Origin of the sequence: Pseudomonas sp. URMO17WK12:I11, assembly GCF_007677725.1 — a bacterium.
Lineage (GTDB): Bacteria > Pseudomonadota > Gammaproteobacteria > Pseudomonadales > Pseudomonadaceae > Aquipseudomonas.
Genome location: NZ_VEDF01000003.1, coordinates 332,021 through 345,864, shown reverse-complemented (window position 1 = coordinate 345,864; position 13,844 = coordinate 332,021). Strand labels below are relative to the sequence as shown.

Annotated in this window: 17 protein-coding genes; 3 read left to right on the top strand and 14 right to left on the bottom strand. The window is 64.2% G+C overall.

The features are described 5' to 3' along the window. Positions 1-2: 2 nt before the first annotated feature. The gene (gene fpr / locus FS665_RS07845) at positions 3-782 is read right to left on the bottom strand and encodes a ferredoxin-NADP reductase (RefSeq protein ID WP_079229370.1); all 780 of its coding nucleotides are present in this window, start codon (positions 780-782) and stop codon (positions 3-5) included. A 117-nt stretch (positions 783-899) separates the two neighbouring features. Between fpr and finR the strand changes: the two genes are divergently transcribed. Beyond that, on the top strand, positions 900-1,826 hold the full coding sequence (finR, locus tag FS665_RS07840; protein ID WP_145185879.1) for a LysR family transcriptional regulator FinR: 927 nt from the start codon (positions 900-902) through the stop codon (positions 1,824-1,826). On the opposite strand, the gene FS665_RS07835 is transcribed toward finR, so the two are convergent. The 3 genes from FS665_RS07835 to FS665_RS07825 all read right to left on the bottom strand — a co-directional run bounded on the left by FS665_RS07835 (position 1,823) and on the right by FS665_RS07825 (position 3,803). After that, positions 1,823-2,191, bottom strand: coding sequence for a diacylglycerol kinase (locus tag FS665_RS07835; RefSeq protein ID WP_145185876.1), 369 nt, complete (start codon positions 2,189-2,191; stop codon positions 1,823-1,825). The two genes, finR and FS665_RS07835, sit on opposite strands and share 4 nt — an antisense overlap. Positions 2,192-2,265: 74 nt before the next feature. Next, positions 2,266-2,916 carry a response regulator transcription factor ErdR gene (gene erdR, locus FS665_RS07830; protein ID WP_145185873.1) on the bottom strand — a complete coding sequence of 217 codons (651 nt, stop codon included), beginning with the start codon at positions 2,914-2,916 and terminating at the stop codon, positions 2,266-2,268. A gap of 176 nt (positions 2,917-3,092) precedes the next feature. Further along, a complete protein-coding gene (locus FS665_RS07825) occupies positions 3,093-3,803 on the bottom strand; it encodes a tRNA-uridine aminocarboxypropyltransferase (RefSeq protein ID WP_145185871.1) in 711 nt (236 codons plus the stop codon). 224 nt (positions 3,804-4,027) lie between these two features. Between FS665_RS07825 and FS665_RS07820 the strand changes: the two genes are divergently transcribed. Further along, complete coding sequence (locus FS665_RS07820) at positions 4,028-4,447, top strand: quorum-sensing-regulated virulence factor family protein (RefSeq protein ID WP_145185868.1); 420 nt, start codon at positions 4,028-4,030, stop codon at positions 4,445-4,447. Here the strand turns inward: FS665_RS07820 and FS665_RS07815 are convergent, their stop codons facing one another. Next, a complete protein-coding gene (locus FS665_RS07815) occupies positions 4,448-4,651 on the bottom strand; it encodes a hypothetical protein (protein WP_145185865.1) in 204 nt (67 codons plus the stop codon). 301 nt (positions 4,652-4,952) lie between these two features. Between FS665_RS07815 and FS665_RS07810 the strand changes: the two genes are divergently transcribed. Next, positions 4,953-6,071, top strand: a complete 1,119-nt coding sequence (locus tag FS665_RS07810) for an LOG family protein (RefSeq protein ID WP_145185862.1) — start codon at positions 4,953-4,955, stop codon at positions 6,069-6,071. 72 nt (positions 6,072-6,143) lie between these two features. On the opposite strand, the gene recX is transcribed toward FS665_RS07810, so the two are convergent. From recX to FS665_RS07765, 9 genes are all read right to left on the bottom strand, one after another. Next, positions 6,144-6,611, bottom strand: coding sequence for a recombination regulator RecX (gene recX, locus FS665_RS07805; RefSeq protein WP_145185859.1), 468 nt, complete (start codon positions 6,609-6,611; stop codon positions 6,144-6,146). 11 nt (positions 6,612-6,622) lie between these two features. Next, positions 6,623-7,690: a recombinase RecA gene (recA, locus tag FS665_RS07800; protein ID WP_145185856.1), complete on the bottom strand. Its 1,068-nt coding sequence runs from the start codon at positions 7,688-7,690 to the stop codon at positions 6,623-6,625. A gap of 104 nt (positions 7,691-7,794) precedes the next feature. Beyond that, on the bottom strand, positions 7,795-8,277 hold the full coding sequence (locus FS665_RS07795; protein ID WP_145185853.1) for a CinA family protein: 483 nt from the start codon (positions 8,275-8,277) through the stop codon (positions 7,795-7,797). Positions 8,278-8,370: 93 nt separating this feature from the next. After that, positions 8,371-8,856 (bottom strand): lysis system i-spanin subunit Rz, encoded by a 486-nt coding sequence (locus tag FS665_RS07790; protein ID WP_145185850.1) that lies wholly within the window; start codon positions 8,854-8,856, stop codon positions 8,371-8,373. Continuing rightward, a complete protein-coding gene (locus FS665_RS07785) occupies positions 8,853-9,401 on the bottom strand; it encodes a glycoside hydrolase family 19 protein (protein ID WP_145185847.1) in 549 nt (182 codons plus the stop codon). Before FS665_RS07785 ends, FS665_RS07790 begins: the two co-directional genes overlap by 4 nt. 23 nt (positions 9,402-9,424) lie before the next feature. Continuing rightward, positions 9,425-10,462, bottom strand: coding sequence for a phage late control D family protein (locus FS665_RS07780; protein WP_145185844.1), 1,038 nt, complete (start codon positions 10,460-10,462; stop codon positions 9,425-9,427). Between the two features lie 4 nt (positions 10,463-10,466). Continuing rightward, positions 10,467-10,673, bottom strand: a complete 207-nt coding sequence (locus tag FS665_RS07775) for a tail protein X (protein WP_145185841.1) — start codon at positions 10,671-10,673, stop codon at positions 10,467-10,469. After that, the gene (locus FS665_RS07770) at positions 10,648-11,493 is read right to left on the bottom strand and encodes a phage tail protein (protein WP_145185838.1); all 846 of its coding nucleotides are present in this window, start codon (positions 11,491-11,493) and stop codon (positions 10,648-10,650) included. Before FS665_RS07770 ends, FS665_RS07775 begins: the two co-directional genes overlap by 26 nt. A gap of 9 nt (positions 11,494-11,502) precedes the next feature. Next, complete coding sequence (locus FS665_RS07765; RefSeq protein WP_145185835.1) at positions 11,503-13,731, bottom strand: hypothetical protein; 2,229 nt, start codon at positions 13,729-13,731, stop codon at positions 11,503-11,505. Positions 13,732-13,844 lie beyond the last annotated feature (113 nt).

Genomic DNA, 13,844 nt, shown 5'->3' with positions numbered 1-13,844 from the left:
AATCACTTTTCGACGAAAGCACGCTCGATCAGGTAGTCGCCTGGCTCGCGCATGCGCGGGGACACCTTCAGGCCGAAGCTGTCGAGCACTTCGCTGGTTTCGTCGAGCATGCTCGGGCTGCCGCAGATCATCGCGCGGTCGTCCTCGGGGTTGATCGGCGGCAGGCCGATGTCGCTGAACAGCTTGCCACTGCGCATCAGGTCGGTCAGACGGCCCTGATTCTCGAACGGCTCGCGGGTCACGGTTGGGTAGTAGATCAGCTTGTCACGCACCGACTCACCGAAGAACTCGTTTTGCGGCAGGTGCTCGGTGATGAACTCGCGATAGGCGACTTCATTGACGTAACGCACGCCGTGAACCAGGATCACCTTTTCGAAACGCTCGTAGGTCTCCGGGTCCTGGATGACACTCATGAACGGTGCCAGGCCGGTGCCGGTGCTCAGCAGATACAGGTGCTTGCCGGGTTTGAGGTCATCGAGCACCAGAGTACCGGTAGGCTTTTTGCTGATGATGATCTCGTCGCCTTCCTTCAAGTGCTGCAGCTGCGAAGTCAGCGGGCCATCCGGCACCTTGATGCTGAAGAACTCCAGGTGCTCTTCCCAGTTGGGCGAGGCGATGGAATAGGCGCGCATGAGCGGACGGCCATTGTCTTGTTGCAGGCCGATCATCACGAACTGACCGTTCTCGAAGCGCAGGCCCGGGTCGCGGGTGCACTTGAAGCTGAACAGGGTGTCGTTCCAGTGATGCACACTGAGGACACGTTCGTGGTTCATGTTGCTCATCGATGGGGCTCCTGAAAAAAACGCAGCGCGCAAGACGCGCAGTTGCGCGATAGTTTAGGGGCAGCGAGAATATCTGTTAACTGAATTATCAAGATATGTGTTATCGGTTATATAGATATGCGATTTACACTTCGTCAGCTTCAGGTATTCGTCGCCGTTGCCCAGCACCAGAGCGTGTCGCGGGCCGCCAGTGTCCTGGCGCTTTCGCAATCGGCGGCCAGTACTTCCATTACCGAGTTGGAGCGCCAGTCCAGCTGCCAGCTGTTCGACCGGGCCGGCAAGCGCCTGGCACTGAATGCGCTCGGCCATCAGTTGCTGCCTCAGGCAGTGGCCCTGCTTGACCAGGCCAAGGAAATCGAAGACCTGCTCAACGGCAAGTCCGGCTTCGGCTCGCTGGCGGTGGGTGCCACCCTGACCATCGGCAATTACCTGGCAACGCTGCTGATCGGCAGTTTCATGCAGGTTCACCCGGAGAGCCAGGTCAAGCTACATGTGCAGAACACCGCGCATATCGTGCATCAAGTCGCGCACTACGAAATTGATCTGGGTCTGATCGAGGGTGACTGCAGCCACCCGGACCTGGAAGTCCAACCGTGGGTTGAGGACGAGCTGGTGGTGTTCTGCGCGCCGCAGCACCCGCTGGCCACTGCCGGACGCGCCGACATCGAGGCGTTGTCCCAGGAAGCCTGGATTTTGCGCGAGCAGGGCTCGGGCACACGCCTGACCTTCGATCAGGCCATGCGTCATCACCGCACCAGCTTGAACATCCGTCTGGAGCTGGAGCACACCGAGGCGATCAAACGTGCGGTGGAGTCGGGCCTGGGCATTGGTTGCATCTCGCGCCTGGCCCTGCGTGATGCCTTTCGTCGTGGCAGCCTGGTTGCGGTCGAGACCCCGGAGCTGGACCTCATGCGCCAGTTCTACTTCATCTGGCACAAGCAGAAGTACCAGACTTCGGCGATGCGCGAGTTCCTCGAGCTATGCCGTAACTTCACTGCAGGATTTACCCGCAGCGACGAAATCGTCCTGCCGCCCATCGCTTAGAGCAGAATCACGCCCCAGACCAGCGCGACCATGGTCAACGCCACGAACTGCGCGGCGCTGCCCATGTCCTTGGCGTTCTTGGATAACGGGTGACGCTCCAGCGAGATGCGGTCGATGGTCGCCTCCACCGCCGAGTTGAACAACTCGACGATCAGGCCCAGCAGGCACACGGCGATCATGATCGCCCGTTCGGCGCGGCTGACCGGTAACCAGAAGGCGATCGGGATCAACAGCACGTTGAGCAGCACCAGCTGGCGGAACGCCGCTTCACCCTTGAACGCGGCGCGCAGCCCGTCCAGCGAGTAGCCTGCGGCGTTGAAAATGCGTTTCAGGCCAGTCTGGCCTTTGAATGGCGAAGGTGTCATGGGCATCACTTACCGACAAAAAAGGCCAGCAGACTAGTGCGGCAAGGGTCAAAAAAGCGTGAAGCGCGGGCGGTTCAGCTGCTGGCAACCGATTCAAGTTGTTGCAGAAGCAACGCGGCCTGGGTTCGGGTGCGCACGCCCAGCTTGCGGAAGATCGCCGTCACATGGGCCTTGATGGTCGCTTCAGACACATTCAGCTCGTAGGCGATCTGCTTGTTGAGCAAGCCTTCGCAGACCATGGTCAGCACGCGGAACTGCTGCGGCGTAAGGCTGGCCAGGCCTTCGCTGGCGGCCTTGGCTTCGGCCGAGACATCGACCTTCTCGAACGCCTGCGGTGGCCACCAGACTTCGCCATCGAGCACCTTGCGCACCGCGTCCTGGATCGTCTCCAGACCACTGGACTTGGGGATGAAGCCGCTGGCGCCGAACTCGCGGGATTTCACCACGACGGCCGCCTCTTCCTGAGCCGAGACCATCACCACCGGAATCTGCGGGTATTGCCCGCGCAGCAGCACCAGCCCGGAGAAGCCGTAGGCGCCTGGCATGTTGAGGTCGAGCAGGACCAGATCCCAGTCGGCTTTTTCGCTCAGGCGGGTTTCCAGTTCGGCGATGCTCGCCACTTCGACCAGGCGCACATCGGCGCCCAGGCCCAGGGTCACGGCCTGGCGCAAGGCGCTGCGAAACAGCGGGTGGTCATCGGCAATCAGGACTTCGTATGTGGCCATCGATCTGTGGATCCTGTTCTATCCCAGGCGTATACAGGGGTTCAGCGCCTGGCGGGGAATCGGCGCCAAGGATGCCGAGCACGGCCGCCGGTGGTCAAGCCAACCACTCGCCGTCTCGCCCACCCTGGCCAGCAGCCCGATCATTATGGCGCAAAGCCGCGCGCCTGCCCCTTGGACTATAGGAAGGTATGCAACCGTTGGTGGGTGGCATCCTGCTCATCGAGGGGCAGGCGCCGCTTGCCGCTCAGGTAGTGCAGACTGAAGACGTCCAGGTAGGCGTCCAGGGCCTGCGACGCTGTACTGTCGCCAGCCAGGTCCAGGCACATGGCCGCCACCTCGGCGGTGCAGAAGTGGTCGTCGCGTTTGGAACGACGCAAGCGATAGCGCGACATCTGCTCGGCCTGCAGGCTCAGTACCGGAAAGCGATCCAGATACGGGCTCTTGCGAAACATCTTGCGCGCTTCGGTCCAGGTGGCGTCCAGCAGAATGAACAGCGGGCGTTTGCCCGGCTGGCGGATCACCTCGGTGACCACCCGCTCCTGGGCGACGAATTCGCCTGGAAAGACGATAAAAGGCTGCCACTGCGGATCATCGAGCAGCGCCAGCAAGCGCTCGTCCACTGAGGTACGTAGCCAACCGAATGCCGAGGTGTCTTCGATCAGGTCGGCGATCAGCCAGCCGGTATTGGTCGGCTTCAATGGCTCGGTGTCGTGCATGAGCAGGCACACGCCGGCGTCGGCTTGCACCTTGGGCTTCCACTGGCACAGGCAGTGGGTGGCAATCACCCGGCAGTCGCTACAGCGTTCGGCGCGCGAACCACGGGCGACAAAAGGTTTGATGCTACGGGCCAGACGCTCGGCGCGCAGGCGAGCTACTGCGTGGCTCATGCGGGCAAGCCTGGGGACGAATTGAACGTGGGCACTGCAAGGACTCGGCAGATACAAAGCGCCAGTCTACCAGAGCAAGGGCCATTTGACCGTGCAGCCGACTCGCCCAATCCCTATAATCGCTGGCAGCGGCCGCCGTGAACCGGCCTGTACCGCTGCGGTTTTCACGGAACGCCCGGCGCCGGCACATGTCGAAGCGCCAGTCATTGAACCAGGAGAGATTCATGCTGCGTGTTATCGTTCCGGCCCTGAGCCTGTTGCTCACCCTGCCACTGGCAGCCCAGGCGGCCTCCAAGCAGGAGTTCGAGCTCAACAAGATGCTGCAGAAGGTGGCCACGCAAAGCAGTGTCGGTACGCCACGCGCCATCAACGAAGACATTCTCGACCAGGGTTACACCGTCGAAGGCAAGGCGCTGGTCAATCACCTGAGCGTGCGCCCCGAACACGCCGCGCGCATGCAGGACAATCCGGCCCAGGTGCGCAGCCAGCTGGGTGACAGCGTATGCCGCAACAGCGGTTTCCGTAACTTGATGTCCAAAGGCGCGGTGATGGTCTACCGCTTCACGGTCTACAAGACCAATGAGCCCGTGATGGACCAGGCATTCGATGCCGCCAGCTGCACGGCCGGCAACAGCAAGAAGTGATCAGCTGACGCGCTCTCGCTCGGCGCGCCGGCATTGTTCGTCGGCGCGCATTTCAGCCAGCAAGACCTGCAGGTAGTGTGACTGACATTCCAGCACTGCCAGCCTGCGCCGGCATTCGGCCTCCAGGCTCACATGATGGACCTGGGCGGCACTCTCCAACTGCTGATAGAGCTGCCCGTCCACTTCGATCACCAAGCGATGCATGACGCTACCTCGCGCATCGACACGTTTCGCCTTCCCAGTTAACCAAACTCAATGCGCCCCAGGCGGCTGGCCGACGAGCGGCCAAGCGCTGCGCGTCTGCACGATCACCCGCAACGGTCTAGATTGATAGCGAAGACGCGAAAAAACAAAATGATGGACTGACACCTGCACCAAGGCCTTGCAGGCCTACTGCACTGCCCGAGACGCCTACTCGGGCCAGGCAGCCAGCGACACATGCAGTGTCGCGGCCGAGCCCCACCATCGGCTCGGTCAGAGGTTTTGCTGCAGAAGGAGACGCTTAATGCCCCATCAATCGAACGAACACTTGTTCAATCATTTCAAAGAGCACGGCATCGACCTGGCGGCGGTCGATCAACAGCTGCAACTGGTGGCCCCCGGCAGCCCGAACCTGCCGTTGTACCGCGATATGCTGCTGACGGTGCTGCGCATGGCACACGATGACAGCGACCGCTGGAGCGCCAAGATCACCCTGCAGGCCCTGCGCGAGCTGGACCATGCGTTCCGCACCCTGCAACGTTACCGCGGGCGGCGCAAGGTCACCGTGTTCGGCTCAGCGCGCACCCCCAGGGAGCACCCGATGTACGCGTTGGCGCGCGAGCTTGGCGCGGCCTTGGCGCACGCCGAGCTGATGGTCATCACCGGCGCCGGGGGCGGGATCATGGCCGCCGCCCACGAGGGCGCTGGCAGCGATCATAGCCTGGGGTTCAATATCACCCTGCCCTTCGAGCAGCATGCCAATGCCACGGTCGATGGCACCGACCGCCTGCTGCCGTTTCATTTCTTCTTCATTCGCAAACTGTTTTTCGTCAAGGAGGCCGATGCCCTGGTGCTCTGCCCAGGCGGCTTTGGCACGCTGGATGAAGCCCTTGAAGTGCTGACGCTGATCCAGACCGGCAAAAGCCCGCTGGTGCCCGTGGTGCTGCTGGATTCGCCAGGCGGCACATTCTGGCAGGATTGTCTGGCCTTTATCAGCCGCCAACTGGAAGAGAATCGCTACATTCTCCCGAGCGACCTGAAGCTGGTACGGCTGGTCCACAGCGCCGACGACGCGGTCGAGGAAATCAATCAGTTCTACCGCAACTACCATTCCAGCCGCTGGCTGAACAATCAGTTCGTGATCCGCATGCAGCACCGGCTCAGCGAAGCCGCACTCGTCGATATCGAAGAAAACTTCGCCGACCTGCGCTTGAGTGGGCATTTCCAGCAACACGCCGACAGTGGCGCAGAACACGAAACCGGCAGCTATAGCCACCTGACCCGACTGACCTTTGCCTTCACCGGCCGCGATCAGGGGCGTTTGCGGGAGTTGATCGACTTCATCAACCTTTCGGAGAACTGGGCTAACCGCGAGCCCACGCACAGCACCCAGCGGGCGCGTGAGGCGCTGAAAGCCAGCTGAGATTGCGCAGGCAAAAAAATGGCCCCATGCCGTGTGAACGGCATTGGGGCCATTTACTGACGCGTCGTCTGGCTAATCGTCTAGATCGCGGCCGCTGAGCAGCCGCCCGATTAAATCCATAGGGAAGCCACGATAGGCCAGAAACCGGGTTTGCTGAGCGCGGCTCTTGGGATCGTGCGGGTACTGCCCAGCGAACTTGCGCTGCCACGTTTCTCGTAACAGCGCAGCCCAATCCAAGCCGCTTTCAGTCAGCGCCTGCGCGATGTCAGCGCGATCCAGCCCCCGCTGACCAAGCTCTTCGCGAATGCGCGCTGGACCATACCCAGCGTTGGCGCGATAGCGAATGAAGCTTTCCAGATAGCGCGCCTCGCTAAGCAGCCCCTCCTCGGCCAGCCGATCGAGCGCAGGCTCGATCAACTCGTCCGGGGCGCCACGCTGACGCAGCTTGCGGGTCAGCTCGACGCGACCATGCTCGCGTCGCGCGAGCAGGTCCATGGCGGTCCGCCGGACAGCGACGGGAGTGTCGAGGACGACGGACATACCAACAGCTATCAGACGCCGGCTTCGGCGTCAGCCTTGTCTTCGGCTCCTGCCTCAGCGGCAGCAGCTTTGCCTGCAGCAGCGACGGCGCCCGAGTTCAGCAGCTTCTCGCGAATCTGGCGCTCGATCTCTGTACCGATGGCCGGGTTTTCCTGCAGGTACTTGGCCGCGTTGGCTTTACCTTGGCCAATCTTGTTGCCTTGGTAGCTGTACCAGGCGCCGGATTTCTCGACCAGGCCCTGAGCCACGCCCAGGTCGATGATCTCGCCGTTGCGGTAGATGCCTTTGCCGTAAAGAATCTGGAACTCGGCCTGACGGAACGGCGGCGAGACCTTGTTCTTGACGATTTTGACACGGGTTTCGCTACCCACCACCTCGTCGCCTTCTTTCACCGCGCCGGTACGACGGATGTCCAGACGAACCGAGGCATAGAACTTCAGCGCGTTACCACCGGTGGTGGTTTCCGGGCTGCCGAACATAACGCCGATCTTCATACGGATCTGGTTGATGAAGATGACCAGGCAGTTGGCGTTCTTGATGTTACCAGTGATCTTGCGCAGCGCCTGGGACATCAGGCGGGCCTGCAGGCCGACGTGCATGTCGCCCATCTCGCCTTCGATTTCCGCCTTGGGCACCAGGGCGGCCACGGAGTCGACGATGATCACATCGACAGCGTTGGAGCGCACCAGCATGTCGGTGATTTCCAGTGCCTGTTCGCCAGTGTCCGGCTGCGACACCAGCAGATCGTCGACGTTGACGCCCAGCTTGCCGGCGTACTCTGGGTCGAGGGCGTGCTCGGCGTCGACGAAGGCGCAGGTGGCGCCGCTCTTCTGGGCTTCGGCGATGACCGACAGGGTCAGCGTGGTTTTACCCGAAGATTCCGGACCGTAGATTTCCACGATACGGCCTTTAGGCAAACCGCCAATGCCCAAAGCAATGTCCAGGCCCAACGAGCCGGTGGAGATGGCAGGGATGGCCTGACGCTCATGGTCACCCATGCGCATGACAGCGCCTTTACCGAATTGGCGTTCGATTTGACCCAGGGCCGCAGCCAAGGCGCGCTTCTTGTTGTCGTCCATTGAAATCCTCACGTGTTCGACTTGGCCCTGATGGCCGGGAATACCTGTATAAGTAGCCAGTATTATTCCACAGGCAGGCGCGCGAGCAAACCCCTGTCGTCGATTTACTCGATGCCCAGGTGTAACAAGCCTTCTAATGCCGCGATCACCGTCTGCCGTCGCACCGCCTCGCGGTCACCGTCGAAGTGCCGGCGCTCGGCATGCACCTGCGGGCCATCGGCCCAGGCCAGCCAGACCGTGCCCACCGGCTTGGCGGGCGAGCCACCATCGGGCCCGGCAACGCCGCTGACCGCCACGGCAAAACGTGCGCCGCTGGCGGCCTGGGCGCCGCGGGCCATGGCTTCGACCACCTCGCGGCTGACCGCGCCCACCTCGGCGAATAGCGCGTGCGGTACCTGCAACTGGCGGGTCTTCTGCGCATTGGAATAGGTCACGTAGCCTGCCTCGAACCAGGCCGAACTGCCCGGCACACGGGTAATGGCCTCGGCGATCCCACCGCCGGTGCAGGATTCGGCGGTGGTTACCTGGGCATCGCGCTCGCGCAGATGCGCGCCCAGACGGGTGGAAAGGACGGTAATCGGGTCCATGGACGGTTCCTTGGGCTGGTCCTGGGGTGAGTGCAGACACCGTAGCATCAGTGTGCAGGAAGTGGGATAGCCGCCAGCGTGCTGCAGCTGCAGTCAGTGCCTGACGCCACTCACCTGCTGCACATACGCCTGGCAGGCGCGCAGCGCGATCAGTCCGCGGTCGCCTTCATCGGTGATGGCGATAATGCGTCGAGCATGCGCCGGCTCAAGTCCGGCACGTACGGTTGCATGATCCAGGCCGGTGGTGGCGGTGGCGGCAGGCACTGCACTGCAGAGGGCGCTGCGGTCGACCAGGACCGACAGGCGCAGATCGGCAGTAGCCAGGCGATCACGCAGGCGAGCCTGAGTCTGTTGCGCATCGGCGAGCTCCTTGAAATGACGGGTTTCGCTGTCTTGCAGGCGTTGCGCGAGGGCCTCGCGCTGGGTCTGGTCGGCACCCAGGCGGGCTGCCTGGGCAGCGGCCTGGGCCTGGGCCTGCTGCGCCAGCCGCTGTCCGTAGCGCCAATCCTGCAGGCGCCAGGTGAGGGCCACGCAAACGCCCAGCAAAAGCGCCACCAGGCCAGCGTGCACGCGGCTCAACACAGCACCTCGCGAGCCCGTGCCCACAGTTTCAGGCGCTCCTCCAGGCCATTGAGACCGCCGTTGATGTGCCGCGTGATGCGGTTGAACGCGCCTTGGTCCGCCAGGGCATTGAGCCCCCGCGAATGCCAGAACCAGGCCGCTGACTCACAGGCCCAGCGCGGCTGCTCGAGCAATTGCGGTTGCGCGAGCAGGCGTTCGTCGCCGAACAGCGCGCGGCTGCAGGCCTGGTAGTTGTTGCGCCCGGTGACCTGGATCAGGCCACGCCCGCAATAGCGCTGACCATCGCCATCGGCTTGCGGTGTATTGCCCAGCCGCACGGCCAGCGGGCCTGTATCGTAGCGCGCCAGGTAACGGTCGCTGCCCAGCTCCTTGAGGTAACGGAACTGGGCGGACTCATGACCGACCTGGGCGATGAAGGCTGCCACGCGCCTGGGGTTGTCGATCTCCCAACGCGGCAATGTGGCGTTGAGTGCAGCCACGAAAACGCCCGCGACGGGGCGGGCGTTCGGCAGAATCTGCAGCAATTGCGTTTCGCTTAGCATGGGGTTACTCCTTCATGGCCCGCTCAACGGGCTTTGATCACCGCCTGGCCCGTTTGGGCTGCGCCTTTGGCGTTGGCCTTGCCGGCTTTGCCGCCGTTGGCTTGCACGGTCGTGGTCCAGCCCGAGCCGGTGAACAGTTGCTCGACCGAGTCGATCTGGTACTGCCCGTCCACGCCGGCAACGAACCCTTGCAAGTCGATGCTGCGTTCGGCGAACAGGTCGGTGCGTCCCGGCATGACCAGGCGCAACTGGGCGGTGTCACGATTGAAGCTGGCCAGACGCGCCCGTGCGGCCTGCTCGGCGGCTGCGCGGTTGGGATACAGGTGAGGGTCGGTGTGCACTGGGCGCTGGCCTTCGGCCGCCGCCTCATCGAGCAGTTCGACTGTTTTGCATTCGCCGCTGCCAGGGTCCTGATGACGAGTACGCACAGCGCGGCGCGCCGCTTTGTCGTCCAGCCGCAGGTGCCACTGACTCACAGCGCTATGCTCGATGACCAGCACATCCAGCGGCTGACCGCTGGCGCTTTGCCCGCCCTGGCGCGGCAGCACCAGCAAGCGGCCCTCGGCGAGCTTGGCGGTACAGTCGTACTGACGCGCCAGGCGGGTGATGAAGTTGAAATCCGACTCATTGAGCTGATCGATCCGTGGCACCGGCGTCAGGACCGGGCAAGCCGCCTGCCAGCCATTGCGCGCGGCGATGTCGTTGACGATGCGTTGCAGCGGCTGTGCCTCCCAGCTGCCGCTGCGGATGCTTCTGCCCGTGCCGCGCAGGTCGCTGGCCTTGCCACGGATCACCAACGTGTCGGGCGGGCCCGAGAGTTCGACCTCATCGACCGTATAGCGCCCCAGGCGGGTCAGCGACTGGTCGGCGTAGCCCATGTGCAGCTCGATCAGCGCGCCGCGGGCGGGCAGTGCCAGCACCGCGTCGCGGGCATCGATGCGCAGTTCGAAGTCATCCGATTGCATGCCCGGTTTGTCGGTGGTGCGCAGCAGCAACAAGCGGTCGTTGATCAGCGCGGTGATTTCGCGGCCGTTGGCGTGAATGCGAAATTGCGGTCGCATGGCCTCAGTCCCACAGCTGCACGACGTTGGCCTGCGCCCGCGCCATGACCGGTAAGCGGATGTTCACGCCGGCGCGAAACGGCTGCGCTTGGTCAGCCAGGCCCTGATTGGCTTGCAGCACAGCCTCGACGCTACCGTCCAGGTGGCCGTAGTAGTGGTGGCAGAGGGTGTCGAGCAGATCGCCCTCAGACGTCTTGCAGGTCTTGTCCATAACTGACGAACTCCAGTGTGAAACCTTGTTTACGGGGAATGCCGCCAGCCAGCAGGGCACCCTGCTCTTCTTCGATGCTGGTCAGGCACCAGGTGCCCAGTACCTCGCCGTAGCCGGTGGTCAGGGTCAGGGGCAACAGCTGGCGGCCGACGCCGCGCAGCGCCTGCAGTTGACCCAAGCCCCCTTTGAAACCGGGGAATATGGCGCCGCGCAGGGTGATGCTTTCTTCGCCCAGGCTGACCGCTTGCTGCGCATTTTCCCGGCTCAGACGCTCTTGCCCGGCCCAGCGAAAGCGGGTTTGCCGGCGCAACTGGTCGAAGGCGGCGGTGTCGAGGTTGAAGTAATACGGCGCGGCGTTGGCGGCCAGCGGCTGCAGCACCAACAGGTGCGCATACGGCGTGACGGCCTCGGCGACAGGTGTTGCCAGCGGCGCCAAGCCCAGCGCCGAGAGCGCGCCGTTGGCCACCGCACGGGCATCGCCGAGCACCCGCCTCATGGCCGCGCCGACCTTGCCCAAATGCTCGGCAAAGACATTGACCCGGTCGCGTACCTTGCGCACCACTTCCACGGTCTGGTCGTACTTGCCGATCACGCGGTCGACACGCTGCTTGGCCGCGTCGATGGCGCGCAGGGTGCGTTGCAGACGCTGACCGATTTGTGGCCCGATCCAAGGCAGTGCCTCAAGTTCGCTGGCGGCCTCGCGGACATGGCCGACGGCCTGGTTCATCGGGCCGAGCATGGCATCGGCACGCCGACGCCCCTCCTCGCCTGCCCTGACCAGCGCATGCAAGCCGCCCTGCAGCTGTTCCAGGTAAGTCATGGCACCTCCTCATGGCTGTGGTTGATCGACCATCTGCACCGAGCGCGCCTGGCGCATGAGCTCATCGAGCACCCGCCGGACCGTCGCCTCCAGTTGCTGCACGGTGCCTGGATCATCGAGACTGTTGTTGAAGGTCACCGGCATGTTGGCGGTGAAGGTGAATTGCTGGTTGATGGTGGGCGCGTGGGTCGGCAGTGACTGATTGCTGGCAGGCAGTGCCGGCGCATGGGCAGGTAGCGCGTCCGTACCTGCAGCGGCGCTGCCGACTGCGCGTGCATCGGCCTGCGTTACGGCCGTGGCGGTTGCGCTTGCATGGGGTGTGGCAGTGGAAGTTGCGCTAGCGCTTGACGCGGGCAGACGACCGCTATCGACGGGGATCGGCAGCGCCGGCGTTGGCGTGCCGGATTGCTGTTGGGTCACCGCCGACGGCTCACCACCGAGTACGGCCACCGCCCGGCCCAACCAGCTGCCTGCGGCTTCACCGCCCATGCTGCCCAACACCCCGCCGACGATGCCGCCCAGGGCCGTGCCGATTACCGGCAGCACCGCCGAGCCAATCGCCGCACCCGCCGCTGCACCGGCCAAGCTGCCACTCAGACCGCCGCCAGCACTGGCGTAACGTTCGATTTTCTCAGCGCGTGGGGCGTCGCTGTCATAGGTATCGAGCACCTCTAGGGAGGTGCCCACTACAGCAGCGAGAGGGACCCGCTTGAGCACACCGCCTGCGCCTGGAACCACCGAGCCGGCCAGGGCCAGCGCCTCCTGAGCCAGAGCGCTTTCGGCCGCGGGCTGTTGAACAGCGGGCGGCGCCACGCGTGCTTGCGGCGCCGCCTGACTGGCGATGCCTGGCTCAGCAGCACCCTGTTCGTCCTGCTGTGAGGGCGCAGGCGTGCTGGCCGGCGCAGTGGCCAACTTGAACAGGCCCGCACCGCCCAGGCTGCCCAGCGCTTCGCCTAGATACGCACCGACGTCGGCACCGTATTTCCGGGCCGCGCGGCTCTTGGTCAGGCGTGGCAACGCGGCGCCCAACAGTCGCCCGGCCATCTCGCCCAGCGCAGCGCCCACGCCCTGCGCACGCTCTTCGCCATCCTCTGCGGTGATCAACGCCTTGCCGACCTTGCCCAGCGTATCGACGCGGTGCGCCTGCCACTGTTCACGGGTGACCTTGGACAGGCGTCGGCGCGTGTTGCGCGGCAGGCCTTGCCCTTTGCGGTAAGCGGCAACCCCCGCCACGGTCAGGGCACCGGCGACCACACCCGCAGCCGCCCCGGTCGAGGTGGCTGATCGCTGCGGCGCTGGCGCAGCGCTGGGCACTGCATCGGCAGCGGTTGCAACATCCTCGACAGGCACGCCCTGAGGATTGGGCTGCACATCGACGGGCGCGGTTACCCAGCCGTACAACATCCGCGCCGTTCGGGTTCCAAGCGCCTCGCCAAGATGGGCGCCAAGGGTGGCGCCGTGTCTTCGGGCGAAGCGATTCCTGCTCAACAAGGACAGCGCGGCTCCCAGCACGCTGCCACCGATTTCACCGGCCGCAGCGCCGACGCCTTGGGCTCGCGCCTGGCCGTCCTCTCCTTCCAATAAAGCCTTGGCCGCCTTGCCAAGGGCGTCGACGCGGTGGGTGCGCCAGCTTGCACCTGCCACCCTGGCCATGCGTCGCTGGGTGGCGACGGGTTGCCGCTCGAGCACATGACGCGCACCTCTACGCACGCCATAGGTGGCAAGGCCAAGCCCCGCGACGGCAACCGCTCCGCGCCCCAGCAGCGCTGGCAAGGCAGCGGGCTGCGTCGCGACCGCCGCCGGCGCAGCTGCGTGGGCGGCAGCGACCGTGGTAGTGGCAGTGGCGGCCTGGGCAGAGGCTGGCGTTGCATACGCGCGCCAGACCTCCACTGTAAGCCGTGCGTGCAACGGTTTGAGTTGCGCCAGACCGGCAATGACGCGGTCCAGCCTCTGATAATGCTGACGTAGACGTTCGATTTGCGTGAGCTGTTCACGCAGTGGCTTGACCTGCGTCTGCGCGTGCGGCTGGCGCTCTGGATCCGCCGCTTGTTCGACCTGGTCCAGCTTGCCGAGCTCTACCCCCAAGTGCGCCACCTCGCCGATCAGCCTGCCGAGCCGGGTGCCCTCGGCTTGCCTGCGCAAGCGTTCGACCTCCCGGCGCAGCAGCGCGATGGCATGGCCTAGCGGGTTGATCAGGGTGACGCCGAGCCCGAGCGGGAACACCTGTGTGTTCGCCATGGGTTTCTCCTGGTCACGGCGCGAGCCACCAGACCATGTCGCTGTACGACATGGTCATGATTTCGCTCGCGGAAAAGTTCAGCTCCTTGGCCAGCCGCCTTGCAGCGGCCTTT

What these genes read in the sequence shown, in the direction of transcription:
- fpr (WP_079229370.1), bottom strand. Translation starts at nt 782, where the DNA reads ATGAGCAACATGAACCACGAACGTGTCCTCAGTGTGCATCACTGGAAC.
- finR (WP_145185879.1), top strand. Translation starts at nt 900, where the DNA reads ATGCGATTTACACTTCGTCAGCTTCAGGTATTCGTCGCCGTTGCCCAG.
- FS665_RS07835 (WP_145185876.1), bottom strand. Translation starts at nt 2,191, where the DNA reads ATGACACCTTCGCCATTCAAAGGCCAGACTGGCCTGAAACGCATTTTC.
- erdR (WP_145185873.1), bottom strand. Translation starts at nt 2,916, where the DNA reads ATGGCCACATACGAAGTCCTGATTGCCGATGACCACCCGCTGTTTCGC.
- FS665_RS07825 (WP_145185871.1), bottom strand. Translation starts at nt 3,803, where the DNA reads ATGAGCCACGCAGTAGCTCGCCTGCGCGCCGAGCGTCTGGCCCGTAGC.
- FS665_RS07820 (WP_145185868.1), top strand. Translation starts at nt 4,028, where the DNA reads ATGCTGCGTGTTATCGTTCCGGCCCTGAGCCTGTTGCTCACCCTGCCA.
- FS665_RS07815 (WP_145185865.1), bottom strand. Translation starts at nt 4,651, where the DNA reads ATGCATCGCTTGGTGATCGAAGTGGACGGGCAGCTCTATCAGCAGTTG.
- FS665_RS07810 (WP_145185862.1), top strand. Translation starts at nt 4,953, where the DNA reads ATGCCCCATCAATCGAACGAACACTTGTTCAATCATTTCAAAGAGCAC.
- recX (WP_145185859.1), bottom strand. Translation starts at nt 6,611, where the DNA reads ATGTCCGTCGTCCTCGACACTCCCGTCGCTGTCCGGCGGACCGCCATG.
- recA (WP_145185856.1), bottom strand. Translation starts at nt 7,690, where the DNA reads ATGGACGACAACAAGAAGCGCGCCTTGGCTGCGGCCCTGGGTCAAATC.
- FS665_RS07795 (WP_145185853.1), bottom strand. Translation starts at nt 8,277, where the DNA reads ATGGACCCGATTACCGTCCTTTCCACCCGTCTGGGCGCGCATCTGCGC.
- FS665_RS07785 (WP_145185847.1), bottom strand. Translation starts at nt 9,401, where the DNA reads ATGCTAAGCGAAACGCAATTGCTGCAGATTCTGCCGAACGCCCGCCCC.
- FS665_RS07780 (WP_145185844.1), bottom strand. Translation starts at nt 10,462, where the DNA reads ATGCGACCGCAATTTCGCATTCACGCCAACGGCCGCGAAATCACCGCG.
- FS665_RS07775 (WP_145185841.1), bottom strand. Translation starts at nt 10,673, where the DNA reads ATGGACAAGACCTGCAAGACGTCTGAGGGCGATCTGCTCGACACCCTC.
- FS665_RS07770 (WP_145185838.1), bottom strand. Translation starts at nt 11,493, where the DNA reads ATGACTTACCTGGAACAGCTGCAGGGCGGCTTGCATGCGCTGGTCAGG.
- FS665_RS07765 (WP_145185835.1), bottom strand. Translation starts at nt 13,731, where the DNA reads ATGGCGAACACACAGGTGTTCCCGCTCGGGCTCGGCGTCACCCTGATC.